The sequence below is a fragment of the Duganella callida genome (genome assembly GCF_004614165.1).
Classification (GTDB): domain Bacteria; phylum Pseudomonadota; class Gammaproteobacteria; order Burkholderiales; family Burkholderiaceae_D; genus Rugamonas; species Rugamonas callida.
In genome coordinates this window covers 91,539-105,063 of sequence record NZ_SPVG01000023.1, presented here as the reverse complement: position 1 = coordinate 105,063, position 13,525 = coordinate 91,539, and the positions used below count along the sequence as shown (strand labels likewise).

Here is a 13,525-nt window from a genome sequence, read left to right as displayed (position 1 = left end):
GGCGATGCGCGCGGCCGCCAGCCGGCGCGGCGCGGAGGTGACGATGGCCCAGCGCCCCGCCGGCAGACTGGCCAGGAAGTCGGCCACGCCGGTGATGGCGTCGATACCGTCGACGTCGTTGATTTCGGCCAGGGTGATGCGCTGCGCTTCCACCACCGGATCGATGCCCGGCAGGTTCTGCGCGCGCACGGTGTCTTCGGAACGCTTGCCGTGGATGGTGGGCAGGAACTTCTGCACGTCCAGCCCGTGGGCGGCGGCCCAGATGCCCCACACGCGTTCGGCCGATTTGATCGAGGTGAGGATGGTGCCGTCCATGTCGAACAGGAAGGCGTCGAAGCCGCGCCCGGGCAGCGAGACGGTGCTGACCTGGCTCATGCTGGCGGCAGGCCCAGCAGTTTGCGGCGCTGGTCGTAGGCGTAGCGGATGCAGGCGTCCAGGCGCGCGCGCACCACCGGCTCGTGGTACAGGCGCGAATACCAGGCGTGGATGCACAGTTCGTTGCCGCGTTCGTCGAGCACGATGCTTGGCTTGCCCAGACCGGTCGGGGCCGGGTCGAAGGCTTCCCAGGCATGGTTGTTCAGGAACAGCGGCCGCAGGCCGGCCAGCAGCAGGTCGGTGAAGAACGGGTAGTATGGTTCGAAACCGTCGAACTCGAACGGCAGATCGAAGTAGCGCTGCAGCGGCGCGAACTGACGGCTGGTGGCCACCATGGTCGGGATGTCGGTGGTGACCTTGGGCACCGCCTGGACTTTGGCGACGTTGAACACGAAGAAGAACGGGTTGAACATCACCGGGTTATGGGCGCGCAGGTTGCTGGCGCCGTCCTGGATCGCGGCCGTGTCGTAGCCCGATGCTTCCATGTGGGCGATCAGCTCCACGATCGCCTGCGGGTTGATGACGAAGCAATCCTCGTCGACGTTGACGGCCCACTTGGTCTGGATGTCGAGCGTCTTGAGCTCGTCGAAATGGCGCTCGGGGTTGCCGTCCTTGACGATCACCGGCCACTCGGGCGGAATGAAGGCGCGCGCAAACGCACACAGTTCCGGATTCATCGAGGGGAAAATAATTGTAGGGACCATGTACGCTCCAGTTGCACCCTGCGATGCGGATTGCGCCGCGGCCGGCCGGCCCAGCGATGGGCCAGTTTACCAAAGATAACTTATTTAGTCTCGCGCTGCGGCGCCACGCGCGGCAGCAGCATGCGCACGGTAGTGCCGGCGCCCGGCGCGGATTCGATGGCGATGCGCCCGCCCAGCACGCCGGTGACAATGTTATACACGATATTCATGCCCAGCCCGGTGCCGCCCTGGCCCATCTTGGTGGTGAAGAAGGGATCGAACACACGCTTGAGCACGTCGTCGATCATGCCGCAGCCATCGTCGCTGAAGCTGAGCTCGACAATGTCGTCGTAGGTGATCTGCGCGCGGATGCGGATGGTGCCGCCCTGGCGGCTGTCGAACGCATGCGCCAGGGCGTTGGTGATCAGGTTGTTCAGGATCTGGTACAAGCTGCCCGGATAGGAATCGAACATCACGCCCGGCGGGATCTCGAGCACTACCTCGCACGGCACCCGGCGCAGGCGCGGCATGTAGGTGGCGATGGTGTCCTGCACCGCGGCGCGCAGGTCGAACGCGCGGCGCTGGTCGTTGGTCTGGTCCACCGCGATCTGCTTGAACGACGAGATCAGCTCGGCCGCCTTGTGCAGCGAGCCTGAGATCAGCTCGCTGGCCGTGCGCACTTCCTCCAGGTGCGCGCTCAGCTCGGAGCGGCGCAGTGCGCCCGCGGCCATGCGCGCGTCGAATTCGCTCACGCGGTCGCGCAGCGCGGTCGAGGCCAGCAGGCTGTTGCCGATCGGCGTGTTGAGCTCATGCGCAATGCCGGCCACCAGCGAGCCCAGCGACGCCATCTTTTCCGACGCCAGCAGTTCGTGCTGGGTGTGCTGCAGCGTCTGCAGCGCCGCGCTGAGATCGGCGTTGGCACGCTCCAGCGCGGCCGAGCGTTCGCGCACGCGGGTTTCCAGCGAGGTGTTCAGCTCTTTCAGTTCGCGCTTGGCGTTGAGTTCCTCGGTGAGGTCCAGCAACGCCCAGATGATGGCGGGATTGCCGTCCAGCGTCAGCGACGACGACCAGATCGCCACGCTGCCGACGCTGCCGTCTGGCAGCAGCACGCCGGCCACCGCGCCTTGCACCGCGCCCTCGTCGCGGTACATTTTCCAGATGCGCTGGCGTTCCAGCGGGCTGGCCCAGAACGGCACCTGGTCGCTGCGCTTGCCGATCAGGTTGTCGGCGGCCGGGCCGAAGGTGGCGCGCAGCGCGCGGTTGGCGGCCATGATGTGGCCATCGCGGTCGGACACGGTGAGCGGCAGCGGCGCCATCTCGAACAGGGTCTTGAAGCGCGCCTCCGATTCCGACAGCCGGTGTTCGGACTGCTCCAGCCGGGCGATGCGCTCGCGCATGGCCTCGCTCATGGCGTTCAGCGTGCGCGCAAACAGGGCGATTTCGTCGGTGCCGCGCACCGGCAGCGCCTCGCTGTAATCGCCCAGCGCCACCTGCTGCGCCTGCCCGGTCAGCGCCTGCAGGCGTTTGCCGATGCCATGGGTGAACACGTAAAACATCAGCACGCCCAAGGCGAAGCCGATCAGCGCGATGGCGCTGCCCTGCATCATCACTTCGTCGCGCGCCTGCTTCAGATCTTTGGTGCTGAGGCCGAAATTGATGCTGCCGACGCGGTTGTCGGCCAGCAGCAGCGGCGAGCGCGCGTGCAGGGTGGCGCCGTCGATCACGGTGCGCACACCCTTGTAGCTGGCGGCGGCGGCGCTGCGCAGCACGGCCGGCAGCGGCATGTCGCGCCGGCCGACTTCGATGATGGGACGTTCCTGCTCGTCGAGGATGGCGAGATAGCGCAGATAGCTGTCGTCCGGATCGGCCAGCATCTCGGCGAGGTGGCCGGTCAGCTCGGGCAGGCGGCCGCGCGTGGCGTACGGACTGAGGGAGAGGTTGAGCGTGACCGCGTATTCCTGTGCGACCCGTTCGGCATTGGTGTGCACCGCGTGGTTCATCAGCCGCAGGCTGTTCCAGATCAGCAGGCCGACCACCAGCGCCTGGATCACGGCGCTCAGCATCAGAAATTTCGCGCGTAGCGACAAGCTCAAAACGTACTCTCCTCATGGGCGATGCCAGGAGCGTACGCCCCCGCCATCCGGTGCGGATGGCGGGGTGGACCAACTGGCGTTAAGGCAGGGTCAGGATCACTTTGACGGTATCGTCAACTGCCGACTTGTCAATATACCCGATTGCCTTGGGATCGGCAGCAACTGCTTTCTTCACGTCAGCGCTGTTCGGATATTCCTTGGGCGGCGTGGCCTTGCCGGTGAACACCAGCTTGGACCACAGGGCTTTCACCTGGGCCGCGTCCTTGTCCGCCACCTTCTTGTAAAACTCGTTGCGGATCGGCGAGCCGTCGGCCTGGTCGACCGGCGTGAACAGGTTGGATTTACCCAGGAAGAATTGCGACGCCTGTTCCGAAAACATGCGCGTGGCCGGGTTCTGCTTGCTGACGATGACGACGATTTCCGCCGACGCGGGCAGCAGCGCGCCACCCAGGGCCGCCAGGATCAATGCACTCAGGATTTTTTTCATTTTTATCGTCTCCCCATCAGAATACGAAGTCCAGGCCGGCGGCAACGACGGTGACGTCCTTGTTGTAGCCGGCGGCCGGGGTGTGGATCAGCCAGCCCGACTTGGCTTCCGGCTTGACGCGGTCGACCTGCACTTTCAGGGCCAGCGACTTGGCGAAGTCCCAGCGCACGCCGATCAGGTCGCTGCTCTGTTGCGACGAGGTCAGCAGGCCGGTGACGGCCGCGTTCAGCGTCGGCACCTTGGCCAGCGCCGATGGCACGCTCACGCTGCTGCCTGCGCCCTTGGACGAGGCGTGGGCGTAGTACGGCAGGAACTGGCCGATGCGGTAGCCGACCATGGCGTACCAGGCGTTGGTGTCGGCCAGGTAGACCGGTTCCTTGGCGCGGCGCTGGGCGTATTCGGCCTGGGCCACGATGTTGTTCCAGTCCATGGTGCCGCCGACCGAGGTGAAGGCGACTTTCTTGCCATCGTTGAAGCCGAGGTCCTTGCCCAGCTGGGCGAAGCCGACGCTGGTCAGCGTGCTGGTCAGACTGTTGATCGGTTGCAGGTCGTTGATGGTCATGTCGGCGCGCGCATGCGCCACGCGGACCATGAACGGACCGTATTCGCCGGACAGGCTGATGCCGGCGTCCGGTGCGCGGTAGGTGGCGGTCGAGCCGGAACCCGACGACACGAACAGCTTGCCGCGGCTGACGCCGACGAAAGCCTGGGCCGTGAAGTTGAGGTCGCCGAAGGCGTGCTGGTAGTTGATGTCGGCGCCGTCCGAGTTTTCGATCGGAGCCTGGCCGTACATCTCGATCGGCGGACGCATCATGGTGTTGGCATAGCCGACGTTCTGGTAATCGGAAATCAGGAAGGTCGGCACCACCACGCGGCCCACGCGCACCGAGATTTCATCGTTGATGCGCGCCTTGAGGAAGGCCCAGGTCAGGTCGGTGCTGAAGTTGGGGCTGGTGTTCTTGCGGGTCAGCACCTGCGCGGTGCCGGACAGCCAGTCGTTGATTTTATAGGTGGCCTGCAGGCCCAGGTTGGTATCCAGACCCAGGCGGACACTGTCGCCCACGCCTTCGGCCTGATTGTAACGGGCGAACTGGGCTTGGTCGGTATTACTCTTGGCGACGCCCAGCGTGCCGAAGCCGCTGATGCTCAGGTTGCCCTGGTCGAGAGAACCGGCGTGCGCCATAGCGGCGGCAGCCGCCATTACAGCAGCGACTAAAAGTTGCTTTTTCATGTGGTGGTAGTCCTTGGGGGTTGTTGTGGTCAGACGGTTATGCCGTCTTTGTTGTCTCTTGTAATGCGGGGATTGGGCATTGGTTGTTACCCTAGACTAATTTCCATACAGCATGAAATGAGAAAACGTTAAACCGCGCGGAATCTGAAACAAGGTTCTAAAGTTTTGTGGCTTTTGCGCAAAAAAGCGCGTGAAAACAACAAGTTGTACGGTATCGCTACAGTAGCTTTTTGATCAATGCGAAAGTTTGCCACGCGTACCGCAAGTCACAAACCGCGCAGTGCGCGTGTCAGGCATTACAATAGCGGCTCCCTCTTTCCACCCACGAGATCACGAATATGGCCGTCAATTCCCCTCTGCCCATTGCCTCCGAACTGAAGCCCGTCGCCGGGGTAGAAATCGGCTTTGCCGAAGCCGGTATCAAGAAGCCGAACCGCAAGGATGTGCTGGTGATGAAGCTGGCGCCGACCGCCACCGTGGCCGGCGTGTTCACCCTGAACCGCTTCTGCGCCGCGCCGGTGCAGATCGCCAAGGCCCATCTGCAGGCCGCCAAAACCAGCGGCAAGCCGATCGCCGCGCTGCTGGTCAATACCGGCAACGCCAACGCCGGCACTGGCGAGCTGGGCTTGTCGCTGGCGAACCAGACCTGCAGCGCGCTGGCGTCGCAGCTGGGCGTGGACGCGGCGCAGATCCTGCCGTTTTCGACCGGCGTGATCCTGGAGCCGCTGCCCGCGGCGAAAGTCATCGCCGGCCTGCCGCAAGCCATCGCCGGCCTGAAGGCCGATAACTGGTACAACGCGGCCGAAGCCATCATGACCACCGATACCCAGCCGAAGGCCGGCTCGCGCACCGTCACCATCGGCGGCCACAGCGTGACCATGACCGGTATCTCGAAAGGCGCCGGCATGATCAAGCCGAACATGGCGACCATGTTGGGTTACCTGGCGCTCGACGCCAAGGTGGCGCAGCCGGTGCTGGATGAGCTGGTCAAACACGCGGCCAACCATTCGTTCAACTGCATCACCATCGACGGCGACACCTCGACCAACGATTCGTTCATGCTGATCGCCACCGGCGCCGGTACGCTGGCAATCAGCTCGGTGGAGCAGCCGGAATACGCACAGCTGCGCGACGCGGTGACCGAGCTGGCGCTGTTCCTGGCCCAGGCCATCGTGCGCGACGGCGAAGGCGCGACCAAGTTCATGAGCATCATCGTGGAAGAGGGCGCCAGCGTGGAAGAGTGCCGCAAGATCGCCTACTCGATCGGCCACTCGCCGCTGGTCAAGACCGCCTTCTTCGCCTCCGATCCCAACCTGGGCCGCATCCTGGCGGCGATCGGCTATGCCGGCGTGGATGATCTGGATGTATCCAAACTGAACCTCTACCTGGATGACGTGTGGGTGGCCAAGAACGGCGGCCGCAATCCGGACTACAAGGAAGAAGACGGCCAGCGCGTGATGAAGCAGAGCGAGATCACCGTGCGCGTCAGGCTGGCCCGCGGCGCGGCCAGCGCCACCGTGTACACCTGCGACCTGTCGCACGATTACGTCTCGATCAACGCCGACTACCGTTCGTAAGATGTCGGCGGCCCTCGAACAATTCCTGGCGCGCGCCGAGGCTCTGCTGGCGCGCGTGGAAGCCATCCTGCCGCCGGCGCGGCAGCAGCCGGACTGGCAAGGCGGTCACGCCTTCCGCTGGCGCAAGCGCGGCACCGCGCCGGGCTACCTGCAGGCGGTGGCGCACGTGTCGCGCATCGCGCTGGACGATCTGCGGCACATCGGTCCGCAGAAACAGCAGATCGAAAAGAATACGCGCCAGTTCGTGCTCGGCAAGCCGGCCAACAACGTGCTGCTGACCGGCGCGCGCGGCACCGGCAAGTCGTCGCTGATCAAGGCTTGCCTGAACCAGTTCGCCGCCGACGGCCTGCGTCTGATCGAAGTGGACAAGGCCGATCTGGCCGACCTGCCTGATATCGTCGACCTGGTGGCGGGGCGGCCGGAGCGTTTCGTAGTCTTCTGCGACGACCTGTCGTTCGAGGAAGGCGAGAGCGGCTACAAGGCGCTGAAGGTGGCGCTGGACGGCAGCATCGCCGCGCAGTCGGACAATGTGCTGATCTACGCCACCTCCAACCGCCGCCACCTGCTGCCGGAGCGCATGTCCGACAACATGAGCTACAAGCATGACGAGGATGGCGATCTGCATCCGGGCGAGACGGTGGAAGAAAAGATTTCGCTGTCCGAGCGTTTCGGCCTGTGGCTGACCTTTTATCCGTTCAAGCAGGCCGATTACCTGGAAATCGTCGGTCACTGGCTGGCCTCGCTGGGCTGCACGCCCGAGCAGATCGAAGGCGCGCGCCTGGAGGCGCTGCAATGGGCGCTGCAGCGCGGCTCGCGCTCGGGCCGGGTGGCGTGGCAGTTCGCCAAGGATTACGCGGGGAGGCTGGCATGAGCAAACCGGTCGATGTCGCCGTGGGCGTGCTGATCAAGCCGAATGGCGATGTGCTGCTGGGCCAGCGCCCGGCGGGCAAGCCGTATGACGGTTACTGGGAATTCCCCGGCGGGAAGGTCGATCCGGGCGAAACCATCCTGGACGCCCTGAAACGCGAATTTGTGGAAGAACTGGGCCTGACCATTCACAGCGCGGAAGAGTGGTGCGGCGTCGAGTACGTCTACCCGCACGCCCACGTGCGGCTGCACTTCTACATCAGCCGCGACTGGTCGGGAGAGCCGCAAAGCCTGGAAGGCCAGGCGTTTGCCTGGCAGGGCACGGTCGCCGTGGAACCGCTGCTGCCGGCCACCATCCCCTTGCTGGAGTGGCTCGAGCAGGTGCGCTACATCTAACGACTTGGGGACAGACCACGATTTTGCAACTTCGTTGCAAAATCGTGGTCTGTCCCCAAGGGGTTATTCTTCGTCGTGGGCGTCTTTGGGCGGCGCGGCGGGGATGACGTATTTTTCCTCGGCCCAGGCGCCCAGGTCGATTTTCTTGCAGCGTTCCGAGCAGAACGGGCGATATTTGTTTTCCGGCTTCCACTCCACCTTGGCGGCGCAGGTCGGACATTCAACTACAGTGGTCATGAGCTTACATTAGAAGTTGCACAGCGTGAGCTCGAATGGTACATCATCTTCCAGCGGCTTGGGTTTCAGGTCGCCGCCCTGGGTGGTGAAGCGTACCCACAGCATGTACTTGTTGGCCGAAATCTCCGGGATCGCGCCCTGCGCCTCGTCCAGCGTCAGCCGCAGCATCTGGTACACCTTGCCCTGCAACATCTGCTGGTAGCTGCCGGCCGCCGCGATCATCTTGACCGGGCCGCCCGAATCGCGCAGCAGCCGCAACACCAGGCCCAGCGCGTCGAACAGCGGCGCCAGCGGCGCGAACCAGTTGGCGATGTCGTTGAAGCGCTGCTCGGCCGGCCGCTGCTGCCAGGCGTAATAGGAAGGCAGATCGAATTCGCAGGCGCCGCCCGGAATGATGGTGCGGCCGCGGATGCTCATCAGCCACTCATTGTCGCGCACATTCTGGCCGGTCTTGCCCTGGGCCGCGACCAGCGCGCTGCTGACGCCATCGACCTCGGCCAGGATGGCATCCAGCATCTGCGGTTCCACGTTGGGATTCATGCGGTAGCTGAGCAGGGTCTGGCGCTGGCGCTCGAGTTCCTGCAGCAGGTCGGATTTCAGGTCGGCGCGGCCGGCCACTTCCAGCATGTCGAAGATGGTGGCCAGCGCCACGTGGTGCTGCATGGGATGTTCTTGATGCACAAAGAACTTGAATTTCTCGTACAAATCCTCCAGGCGCAACAACGTGCGGATGCGCTCGTTGAAAGGATATTCGTAGACGATCAAAATAACATCCCTCTATAGATGGACCTGAATTCCCGTGATTTTGAAGCAAGCCAAGCAAAATTACAAACGTTGCGAAGGCATTATTGCCGTTCTACGAGAAAATGCCAGCGAATTTGCTAGATATAAGTCGTGCAAACGCGCAATTTGCGGCGCCAGCGCGTCCAGGCCCGCGCCATTGTCGATCACATCGTCGGCCGCCGCCAGCCGTTCCTCGCGGCTGACCTGGCTGGCGATGATGGCGCGCACCTGCGCTTCGGGCAGGTGGTTGCGGGCGATCACCCGCGCGATTTGCACTTCGACTGGACAGTCTACCGCCAATACGCGCGCAACCCGTGCACGCCAGGTTCCCGACTCGATCAGCAGCGGCACCGCGTAGATCACGTAGCTGCCGGTGGCGGCGGCGCCGGCCGCCAGCGCGGCGTCGCGGATGCGCGGATGCAGGATGGCTTCGAGCCGGATTTTCGCGCCGGGGTCGCTGAACACCAGCGCCCGCATGCGGGCGCGGTCCATGGCGCCGCTCGCATCGACAAACTCGGGGCCGAACTCCGCCAGGATCGCCGGCATGGCCGGGCCGCCCGGCGCGGTCATGCTGTGGGCGATCTGGTCGGTGTCGACGATGCTGGCGCCGCGCGCGGCGAACATGTCCGCCACCGTGCTCTTGCCGCAGCCGATGCCACCGGTCAGGCCAACCGCAAACACGGGCGCACTCATGGCTGAACCACGCCCATGGTGAAGGCCGCCAGCGGCGCACCGTACAGCAGGACGATCAGCCCGGCCGCGGCCAGATAGGGGCCGAACGGGATCGGGTTGTTGCGGGCGCGCCGGGCAAACACGATCAGGGCGACGCCGACCAGCGCGCCCACCACCGACGACAGCAGGATAATCATCGGCAGCATCGCCCAGCCCAGCCACGCACCCAGCGCGGCCAGCAGTTTGAAGTCGCCATAGCCCATGCCATCCTTGCCGGTCACCAGCTTGAACAGCCAGTACACTGACCACAGCGCCAGATAACCGGCAGCCGCGCCGATCACCGCGTCGCGCAGCGGCACGAAAGTGGCGTTGATGTTGATCAGCAGGCCGGCCCAGATCAACGGATACGTCAGGTCGTCCGGCAGCAGCTTGGTGTCATAGTCGATGAAAGTCATGGCGATCAGCGAGTACAGGAAGAACAGCCCGCCCAGGCCGGCGCCGCCGCTGCCCAGCTTCCACACCACCAGGAAGGACAGGGCCGCCGTCAGCAGTTCCACCAGCGGGTAGCGCGCCGAGATGGGCGCCTTGCAGCTGCTGCATTTGCCGCGCAAAGCCAGCCAGCTGAGCACCGGGATGTTTTCCATGGCCGTGATCTGGTGGCCGCAATGCGGGCAGGCCGAGCGCGGCACGACCAGGTTGTAACGCGCCGTGTGCGGATGCGGCTGGCCGCTTTCTTCGGCCACGTAGTTGTCGGACTCCCGCTGCATCATGATAGGCAGACGATGAATCACCACGTTGAGAAAGCTGCCGATCAGCAGGCCGAACAGGGCGGCGATCAGGCTGATGGGCAGGTCGCCAGGCGCGGCGAACAACAGGGTCGATTGCAGCATGGGTGTGGTGAGCTAGCATAAATTGGCACGGCCCCATCTTAAAGCATTCGCACTCCCTTGCGGATGCTTATTTCTGGTTGCACTCCCTCGTCAGAGAGATGGTAATAAGATTCAATTGGTGGCAATGTGATGCCTCTGCTTTTCCGCCCGGAGCTTCGTCTTGTCGTCCACCCCCTTAATCATGATGCTTGGGCTGCTGCTCGCGTGCCTGATGCTGGGCTCCGTCTTTCTGGTTTGCCTGCGCCGGCTGCGGCGCGATTATGCCTCCCACGTTCGCTTGCTGTCGGAGCGCGAACGCGTGGCCACCGGCCTGCACGATACCTTGTTGCAAAGCATGCAGGGCATGATCCTGCGCTTCCAGGGCGTCAGCGACCGCCTGCCGCACGACAGCGCCGAACGCGCCACCATCGAACACATCCTCGACCAGGCCGACGAGGTGCTGGCGGAAGGCCGCCACCAGATCCTGGCGCTGCGCATTCCGGTGGTTTATGGCGACAACCTGGCCCAGGCCTTGGCGGCGGTCGGCCAGTCGCTGCGGGAAAACTTCCATGCGCGTTTCAGCATGCTGGTGACCGGCGATGTGGCCCAGGTCAATGGCGACCGCGGCGAAGAGATCTACAGCATCACGCGCGAAGCGCTGTACAACGCCTTCCGGCACGCGCAGGCCGACCATGTGGAGTTGGAGCTGGTTTATGGCTGCGAGTTCCTCACCGTGTACGTGCGCGACAACGGCCGCGGCATGGCGCAGCCGCCGCGCAGCTTCGCCGCCTTGCGCGAACGGGCGGCGATTCTGGGCGGTACGCTCGATCTGATGAGCCTGCCTGAGCGGGGCACGGAAGTGATACTGCGCGCATCGGGCCGGATCTGCTACCAGGTGCCGCGTCCGCTGGGTTGGCAGCACCGGCTGGCGGCGTGGCTGAGCCGCACCGAGCAGCGCAGCTGACCGCCCGCCTCGCCGTTCCCCTTTCAGTCCGCCGGCCTTGCACCAGCGATGCGTTGGCGGCCGCCGTCATTCTGCGGTACCCGGAAATGTTCGACCAGGAAATCGATGAACGCGCGCGCGCGGATGGTCTGGTTGCGCCGGCTCGGGTAGTAGACGAACAGGTCGGCAGACGGCAGCGTAAATTCCGGCAGCACGATTTTCAGGCGGCCGCTGTCCAGGTATTTGGCCAGATCCCATTCTGAACGGATGAGAATGCCGTGCCCGTCCAGCGCCCAGCCCAATACGATGTCACCGTCATTGCTGGACAACATGCCATGCACTTTCACCACCTCGCTGTGGTCGTGGTACGTGAAGCGCCAGATGCCGTAGGCGTCGTCGTTCTGGCGGTGGATGATGCAGCGGTGCTGCGCCAGGTCCGCCAGGCTGGACGGCGTGCCATGGCGCTCCAGGTAGCCGGGCGAGGCGCACAGGAAGCGCCGGTTGGACAGGATGCGGCGCGCGTTCAGGCGCTTGTCGGGCAGGGCGCCGAAGCGGATCGCCAGGTCGTAGCCGCTTTCGACCAGGTCGATCGGCCGGTCGGTGACGTCCATCTGCAGCTCCACTTCCGGGTAGCGCAGCGCAAACGCCGACATCAGCGGCGCGATGGTGGTGCGGCCGAAGCCCAGCGTGGCATTCACGCGCAGCAGGCCGCGCGGCGTCGCGCGCGCCTGCGACACCGCGTCTTCCATTTCCCTGATTTCGGCCAGGATGCGGGTGGCGTGGCGCAGATAGGTTTCGCCCTCGCTGGTCAGGCTGACGCTACGCGTGGTGCGGTTCAGCAGGCGCACGCCAAGCCGGCTTTCCAGCGTGGCCAGCCGCTTGGTGGCGGCCGGCGGCGTCAGGTCGATGGCGCGCGCGGCCGCGGACAGGCTGCCGTGGCGCGCCACCAGCACAAAGAATTGCATGTCCGAAGTCGGCTCGGTCTTCATCGGCATTCAGTTCAGTATTGAATTGAAGTGAATTATAGATGGGTCGGCCGGGATTAATCTACGGTTTTTCCAGACACACCCAGGAGACACTCCATGAAAATCGTCGACATCCGCGAACAGACCATGCCGATCAGCTCGCCGATCCGCAACGCTTACATCGACTTCAGCAAAATGACCCTGAGCCTGGTCGCGGTGATCACCGACGTGATCCGCGACGGCAAGCCGGTGGTGGGCTACGGCTTTAACTCCAACGGCCGCTATGGCCAGGGCAAGCTGATGCGCGAGCGCTTCATCCCGCGCATCATGGAAGCCGATCCTGCCTCGCTGGTCGACGACGCCGGCACCAACCTCGATCCGCACAAGATCTGGAACTGCATGTTCACCAACGAGAAGCCGGGCGGCCACGGCGAGCGATCGGTGGCGATCGGCACCATCGACATGGCGATCTGGGACGCGGTGGCCAAGATCGAAGGCAAGCCGCTGTTCCAGCTGCTGGCCGAGCGCTACGGCGACGGTCAACCGGACCGCAAGATCTTCGTCTACGCCGCCGGCGGCTACTATTATCCGGGTCAGGACCACGGCAAGCTGAAGGACGAGATGCGCAGCTATATCGACCGCGGCTACACCGTGGTCAAGAAGAAAATCGGCGGCGCATCGCTGGACGAGGACCTGCGCCGCATCGATAGCGTGCTGTCGGTACTGCAGGACGGCCAGAAGCTGGCGGTGGATGCCAACGGCCGCTTCGACCTCGACACCGCCATCAAGTATGCCAAGGCGCTGTCGCAATACGACCTGTTCTGGTACGAGGAACCGGGCGATCCGCTCGACTACGAGCTGCAGGCCACGCTGCGCAACTATTACAAGAACCCGATGGCGACCGGCGAAGACCTGTTCTCCATGCAGGACGCGCGCAACCTGATCCGCTACGGCGGCATGCGCGCCGACCGCGACTGGCTGCAGTTCGACTGCGCGCTCAGCTACGGCCTGGTCGAATACCTGCGCACGCTGGACATGCTGCGCGAGCACGGCTGGTCGCCAGCGCGCTGCATTCCGCACGGCGGCCACCAGATGTCGCTGAACATCGCGGCCGGCCTGGGCCTGGGCGGCAACGAGTCCTATCCGGACCTGTTCCAGCCGTACGGCGGCTTCCCGGATGGCGTCAAGGTCGACAACGGCTACATCACCATGCCGGACCTGCCGGGCATCGGCTTTGAAGGCAAGGCCGATCTGTACGCGGAAATGCAGAAACTGTCCGCCTGACCGCGGACCGACCATCCACAGCGCCCGGCATACAAGAGGCGCGGTCTCCAACTCATCCGTAGT

At 64.3% G+C, this 13,525-nt stretch carries 15 protein-coding genes; 5 read left to right on the top strand and 10 right to left on the bottom strand.

Annotation, left to right across the window (positions count from 1 at the left end; all coding sequences use genetic code 11):
* The 5 genes from E4L98_RS02485 to E4L98_RS02465 form a co-directional block, all read right to left on the bottom strand.
* Nucleotides 1–375 (bottom strand): HAD family hydrolase (locus tag E4L98_RS02485; RefSeq protein WP_503826136.1); only part of this gene is annotated, 375 nt, incomplete at its 3' end.
* Nucleotides 372–1,079, bottom strand: coding sequence for a hypothetical protein (locus E4L98_RS02480; protein WP_135199985.1), 708 nt, complete (start codon nt 1,077–1,079; stop codon nt 372–374). The genes E4L98_RS02480 and E4L98_RS02485, both read right to left, overlap by 4 nt.
* A gap of 80 nt (nt 1,080–1,159) precedes the next feature.
* Complete coding sequence (locus tag E4L98_RS02475) at nt 1,160–3,151, bottom strand: sensor histidine kinase (RefSeq protein ID WP_135199984.1); 1,992 nt, start codon at nt 3,149–3,151, stop codon at nt 1,160–1,162.
* Nucleotides 3,152–3,230: 79 nt separating this feature from the next.
* Nucleotides 3,231–3,638: a type 2 periplasmic-binding domain-containing protein gene (locus tag E4L98_RS02470; RefSeq protein ID WP_135199983.1), complete on the bottom strand. Its 408-nt coding sequence runs from the start codon at nt 3,636–3,638 to the stop codon at nt 3,231–3,233.
* Between the two features lie 16 nt (nt 3,639–3,654).
* Entirely contained in the window at nt 3,655–4,869 is a 1,215-nt protein-coding gene (locus E4L98_RS02465; RefSeq protein WP_135199982.1) for a porin, read from the bottom strand.
* A 338-nt stretch (nt 4,870–5,207) separates the two neighbouring features.
* Here E4L98_RS02465 and argJ point away from each other — a divergent pair, with 338 nt between their 5' ends.
* The 3 genes from argJ to mutT are packed head-to-tail and all read left to right on the top strand — an operon-like array spanning nt 5,208 to nt 7,709.
* Complete coding sequence (gene argJ, locus E4L98_RS02460; RefSeq protein ID WP_135199981.1) at nt 5,208–6,446, top strand: bifunctional glutamate N-acetyltransferase/amino-acid acetyltransferase ArgJ; 1,239 nt, start codon at nt 5,208–5,210, stop codon at nt 6,444–6,446.
* Between the two features lies 1 nt (nt 6,447).
* Nucleotides 6,448–7,317 (top strand): ATP-binding protein, encoded by an 870-nt coding sequence (locus tag E4L98_RS02455; protein WP_135199980.1) that lies wholly within the window; start codon nt 6,448–6,450, stop codon nt 7,315–7,317.
* A complete protein-coding gene (gene mutT, locus E4L98_RS02450) occupies nt 7,314–7,709 on the top strand; it encodes an 8-oxo-dGTP diphosphatase MutT (protein ID WP_135199979.1) in 396 nt (131 codons plus the stop codon). Before E4L98_RS02455 ends, mutT begins: the two co-directional genes overlap by 4 nt.
* A 63-nt stretch (nt 7,710–7,772) precedes the next feature.
* Here mutT and E4L98_RS02445 read toward each other — a convergent pair whose 3' ends face one another.
* From E4L98_RS02445 to E4L98_RS02430, 4 genes are read right to left on the bottom strand one after another with little or no spacing between them, the layout of a single operon-like run.
* Complete coding sequence (locus E4L98_RS02445; RefSeq protein WP_135199978.1) at nt 7,773–7,946, bottom strand: DNA gyrase inhibitor YacG; 174 nt, start codon at nt 7,944–7,946, stop codon at nt 7,773–7,775.
* 9 nt (nt 7,947–7,955) lie between these two features.
* The gene (gene zapD / locus E4L98_RS02440) at nt 7,956–8,711 is read right to left on the bottom strand and encodes a cell division protein ZapD (RefSeq protein ID WP_135199977.1); all 756 of its coding nucleotides are present in this window, start codon (nt 8,709–8,711) and stop codon (nt 7,956–7,958) included.
* A 60-nt stretch (nt 8,712–8,771) separates the two neighbouring features.
* Complete coding sequence (coaE, locus tag E4L98_RS02435) at nt 8,772–9,422, bottom strand: dephospho-CoA kinase (RefSeq protein ID WP_135199976.1); 651 nt, start codon at nt 9,420–9,422, stop codon at nt 8,772–8,774.
* The gene (locus tag E4L98_RS02430) at nt 9,419–10,291 is read right to left on the bottom strand and encodes a prepilin peptidase (RefSeq protein WP_135199975.1); all 873 of its coding nucleotides are present in this window, start codon (nt 10,289–10,291) and stop codon (nt 9,419–9,421) included. Before E4L98_RS02430 ends, coaE begins: the two co-directional genes overlap by 4 nt.
* A gap of 211 nt (nt 10,292–10,502) precedes the next feature.
* On the opposite strand from E4L98_RS02430, the gene E4L98_RS02425 reads away from it, so the two are divergent.
* Nucleotides 10,503–11,234: a sensor histidine kinase gene (locus tag E4L98_RS02425; protein ID WP_167761258.1), complete on the top strand. Its 732-nt coding sequence runs from the start codon at nt 10,503–10,505 to the stop codon at nt 11,232–11,234.
* A 23-nt stretch (nt 11,235–11,257) separates the two neighbouring features.
* Here E4L98_RS02425 and E4L98_RS02420 read toward each other — a convergent pair whose 3' ends face one another.
* Nucleotides 11,258–12,202: a LysR family transcriptional regulator gene (locus E4L98_RS02420; protein WP_135199973.1), complete on the bottom strand. Its 945-nt coding sequence runs from the start codon at nt 12,200–12,202 to the stop codon at nt 11,258–11,260.
* A gap of 93 nt (nt 12,203–12,295) precedes the next feature.
* Here E4L98_RS02420 and E4L98_RS02415 point away from each other — a divergent pair, with 93 nt between their 5' ends.
* Nucleotides 12,296–13,462: a mandelate racemase/muconate lactonizing enzyme family protein gene (locus E4L98_RS02415; RefSeq protein WP_135199972.1), complete on the top strand. Its 1,167-nt coding sequence runs from the start codon at nt 12,296–12,298 to the stop codon at nt 13,460–13,462.
* Nucleotides 13,463–13,525 lie beyond the last annotated feature (63 nt).

Bases quoted from the DNA above. Each gene is read 5' to 3' on its own strand.
- E4L98_RS02415 (WP_135199972.1), top strand. From the start codon at position 12,296: ATGAAAATCGTCGACATCCGCGAACAGACCATGCCGATCAGCTCGCCG.
- E4L98_RS02425 (WP_167761258.1), top strand. From the start codon at position 10,503: ATGCTGGGCTCCGTCTTTCTGGTTTGCCTGCGCCGGCTGCGGCGCGAT.
- E4L98_RS02445 (WP_135199978.1), bottom strand. From the start codon at position 7,946: ATGACCACTGTAGTTGAATGTCCGACCTGCGCCGCCAAGGTGGAGTGG.
- E4L98_RS02465 (WP_135199982.1), bottom strand. From the start codon at position 4,869: ATGAAAAAGCAACTTTTAGTCGCTGCTGTAATGGCGGCTGCCGCCGCT.
- argJ (WP_135199981.1), top strand. From the start codon at position 5,208: ATGGCCGTCAATTCCCCTCTGCCCATTGCCTCCGAACTGAAGCCCGTC.
- E4L98_RS02430 (WP_135199975.1), bottom strand. From the start codon at position 10,291: ATGCTGCAATCGACCCTGTTGTTCGCCGCGCCTGGCGACCTGCCCATC.
- coaE (WP_135199976.1), bottom strand. From the start codon at position 9,422: ATGAGTGCGCCCGTGTTTGCGGTTGGCCTGACCGGTGGCATCGGCTGC.
- E4L98_RS02455 (WP_135199980.1), top strand. From the start codon at position 6,448: ATGTCGGCGGCCCTCGAACAATTCCTGGCGCGCGCCGAGGCTCTGCTG.
- E4L98_RS02470 (WP_135199983.1), bottom strand. From the start codon at position 3,638: ATGAAAAAAATCCTGAGTGCATTGATCCTGGCGGCCCTGGGTGGCGCG.
- E4L98_RS02420 (WP_135199973.1), bottom strand. From the start codon at position 12,202: ATGAAGACCGAGCCGACTTCGGACATGCAATTCTTTGTGCTGGTGGCG.
- E4L98_RS02480 (WP_135199985.1), bottom strand. From the start codon at position 1,079: ATGGTCCCTACAATTATTTTCCCCTCGATGAATCCGGAACTGTGTGCG.
- mutT (WP_135199979.1), top strand. From the start codon at position 7,314: ATGAGCAAACCGGTCGATGTCGCCGTGGGCGTGCTGATCAAGCCGAAT.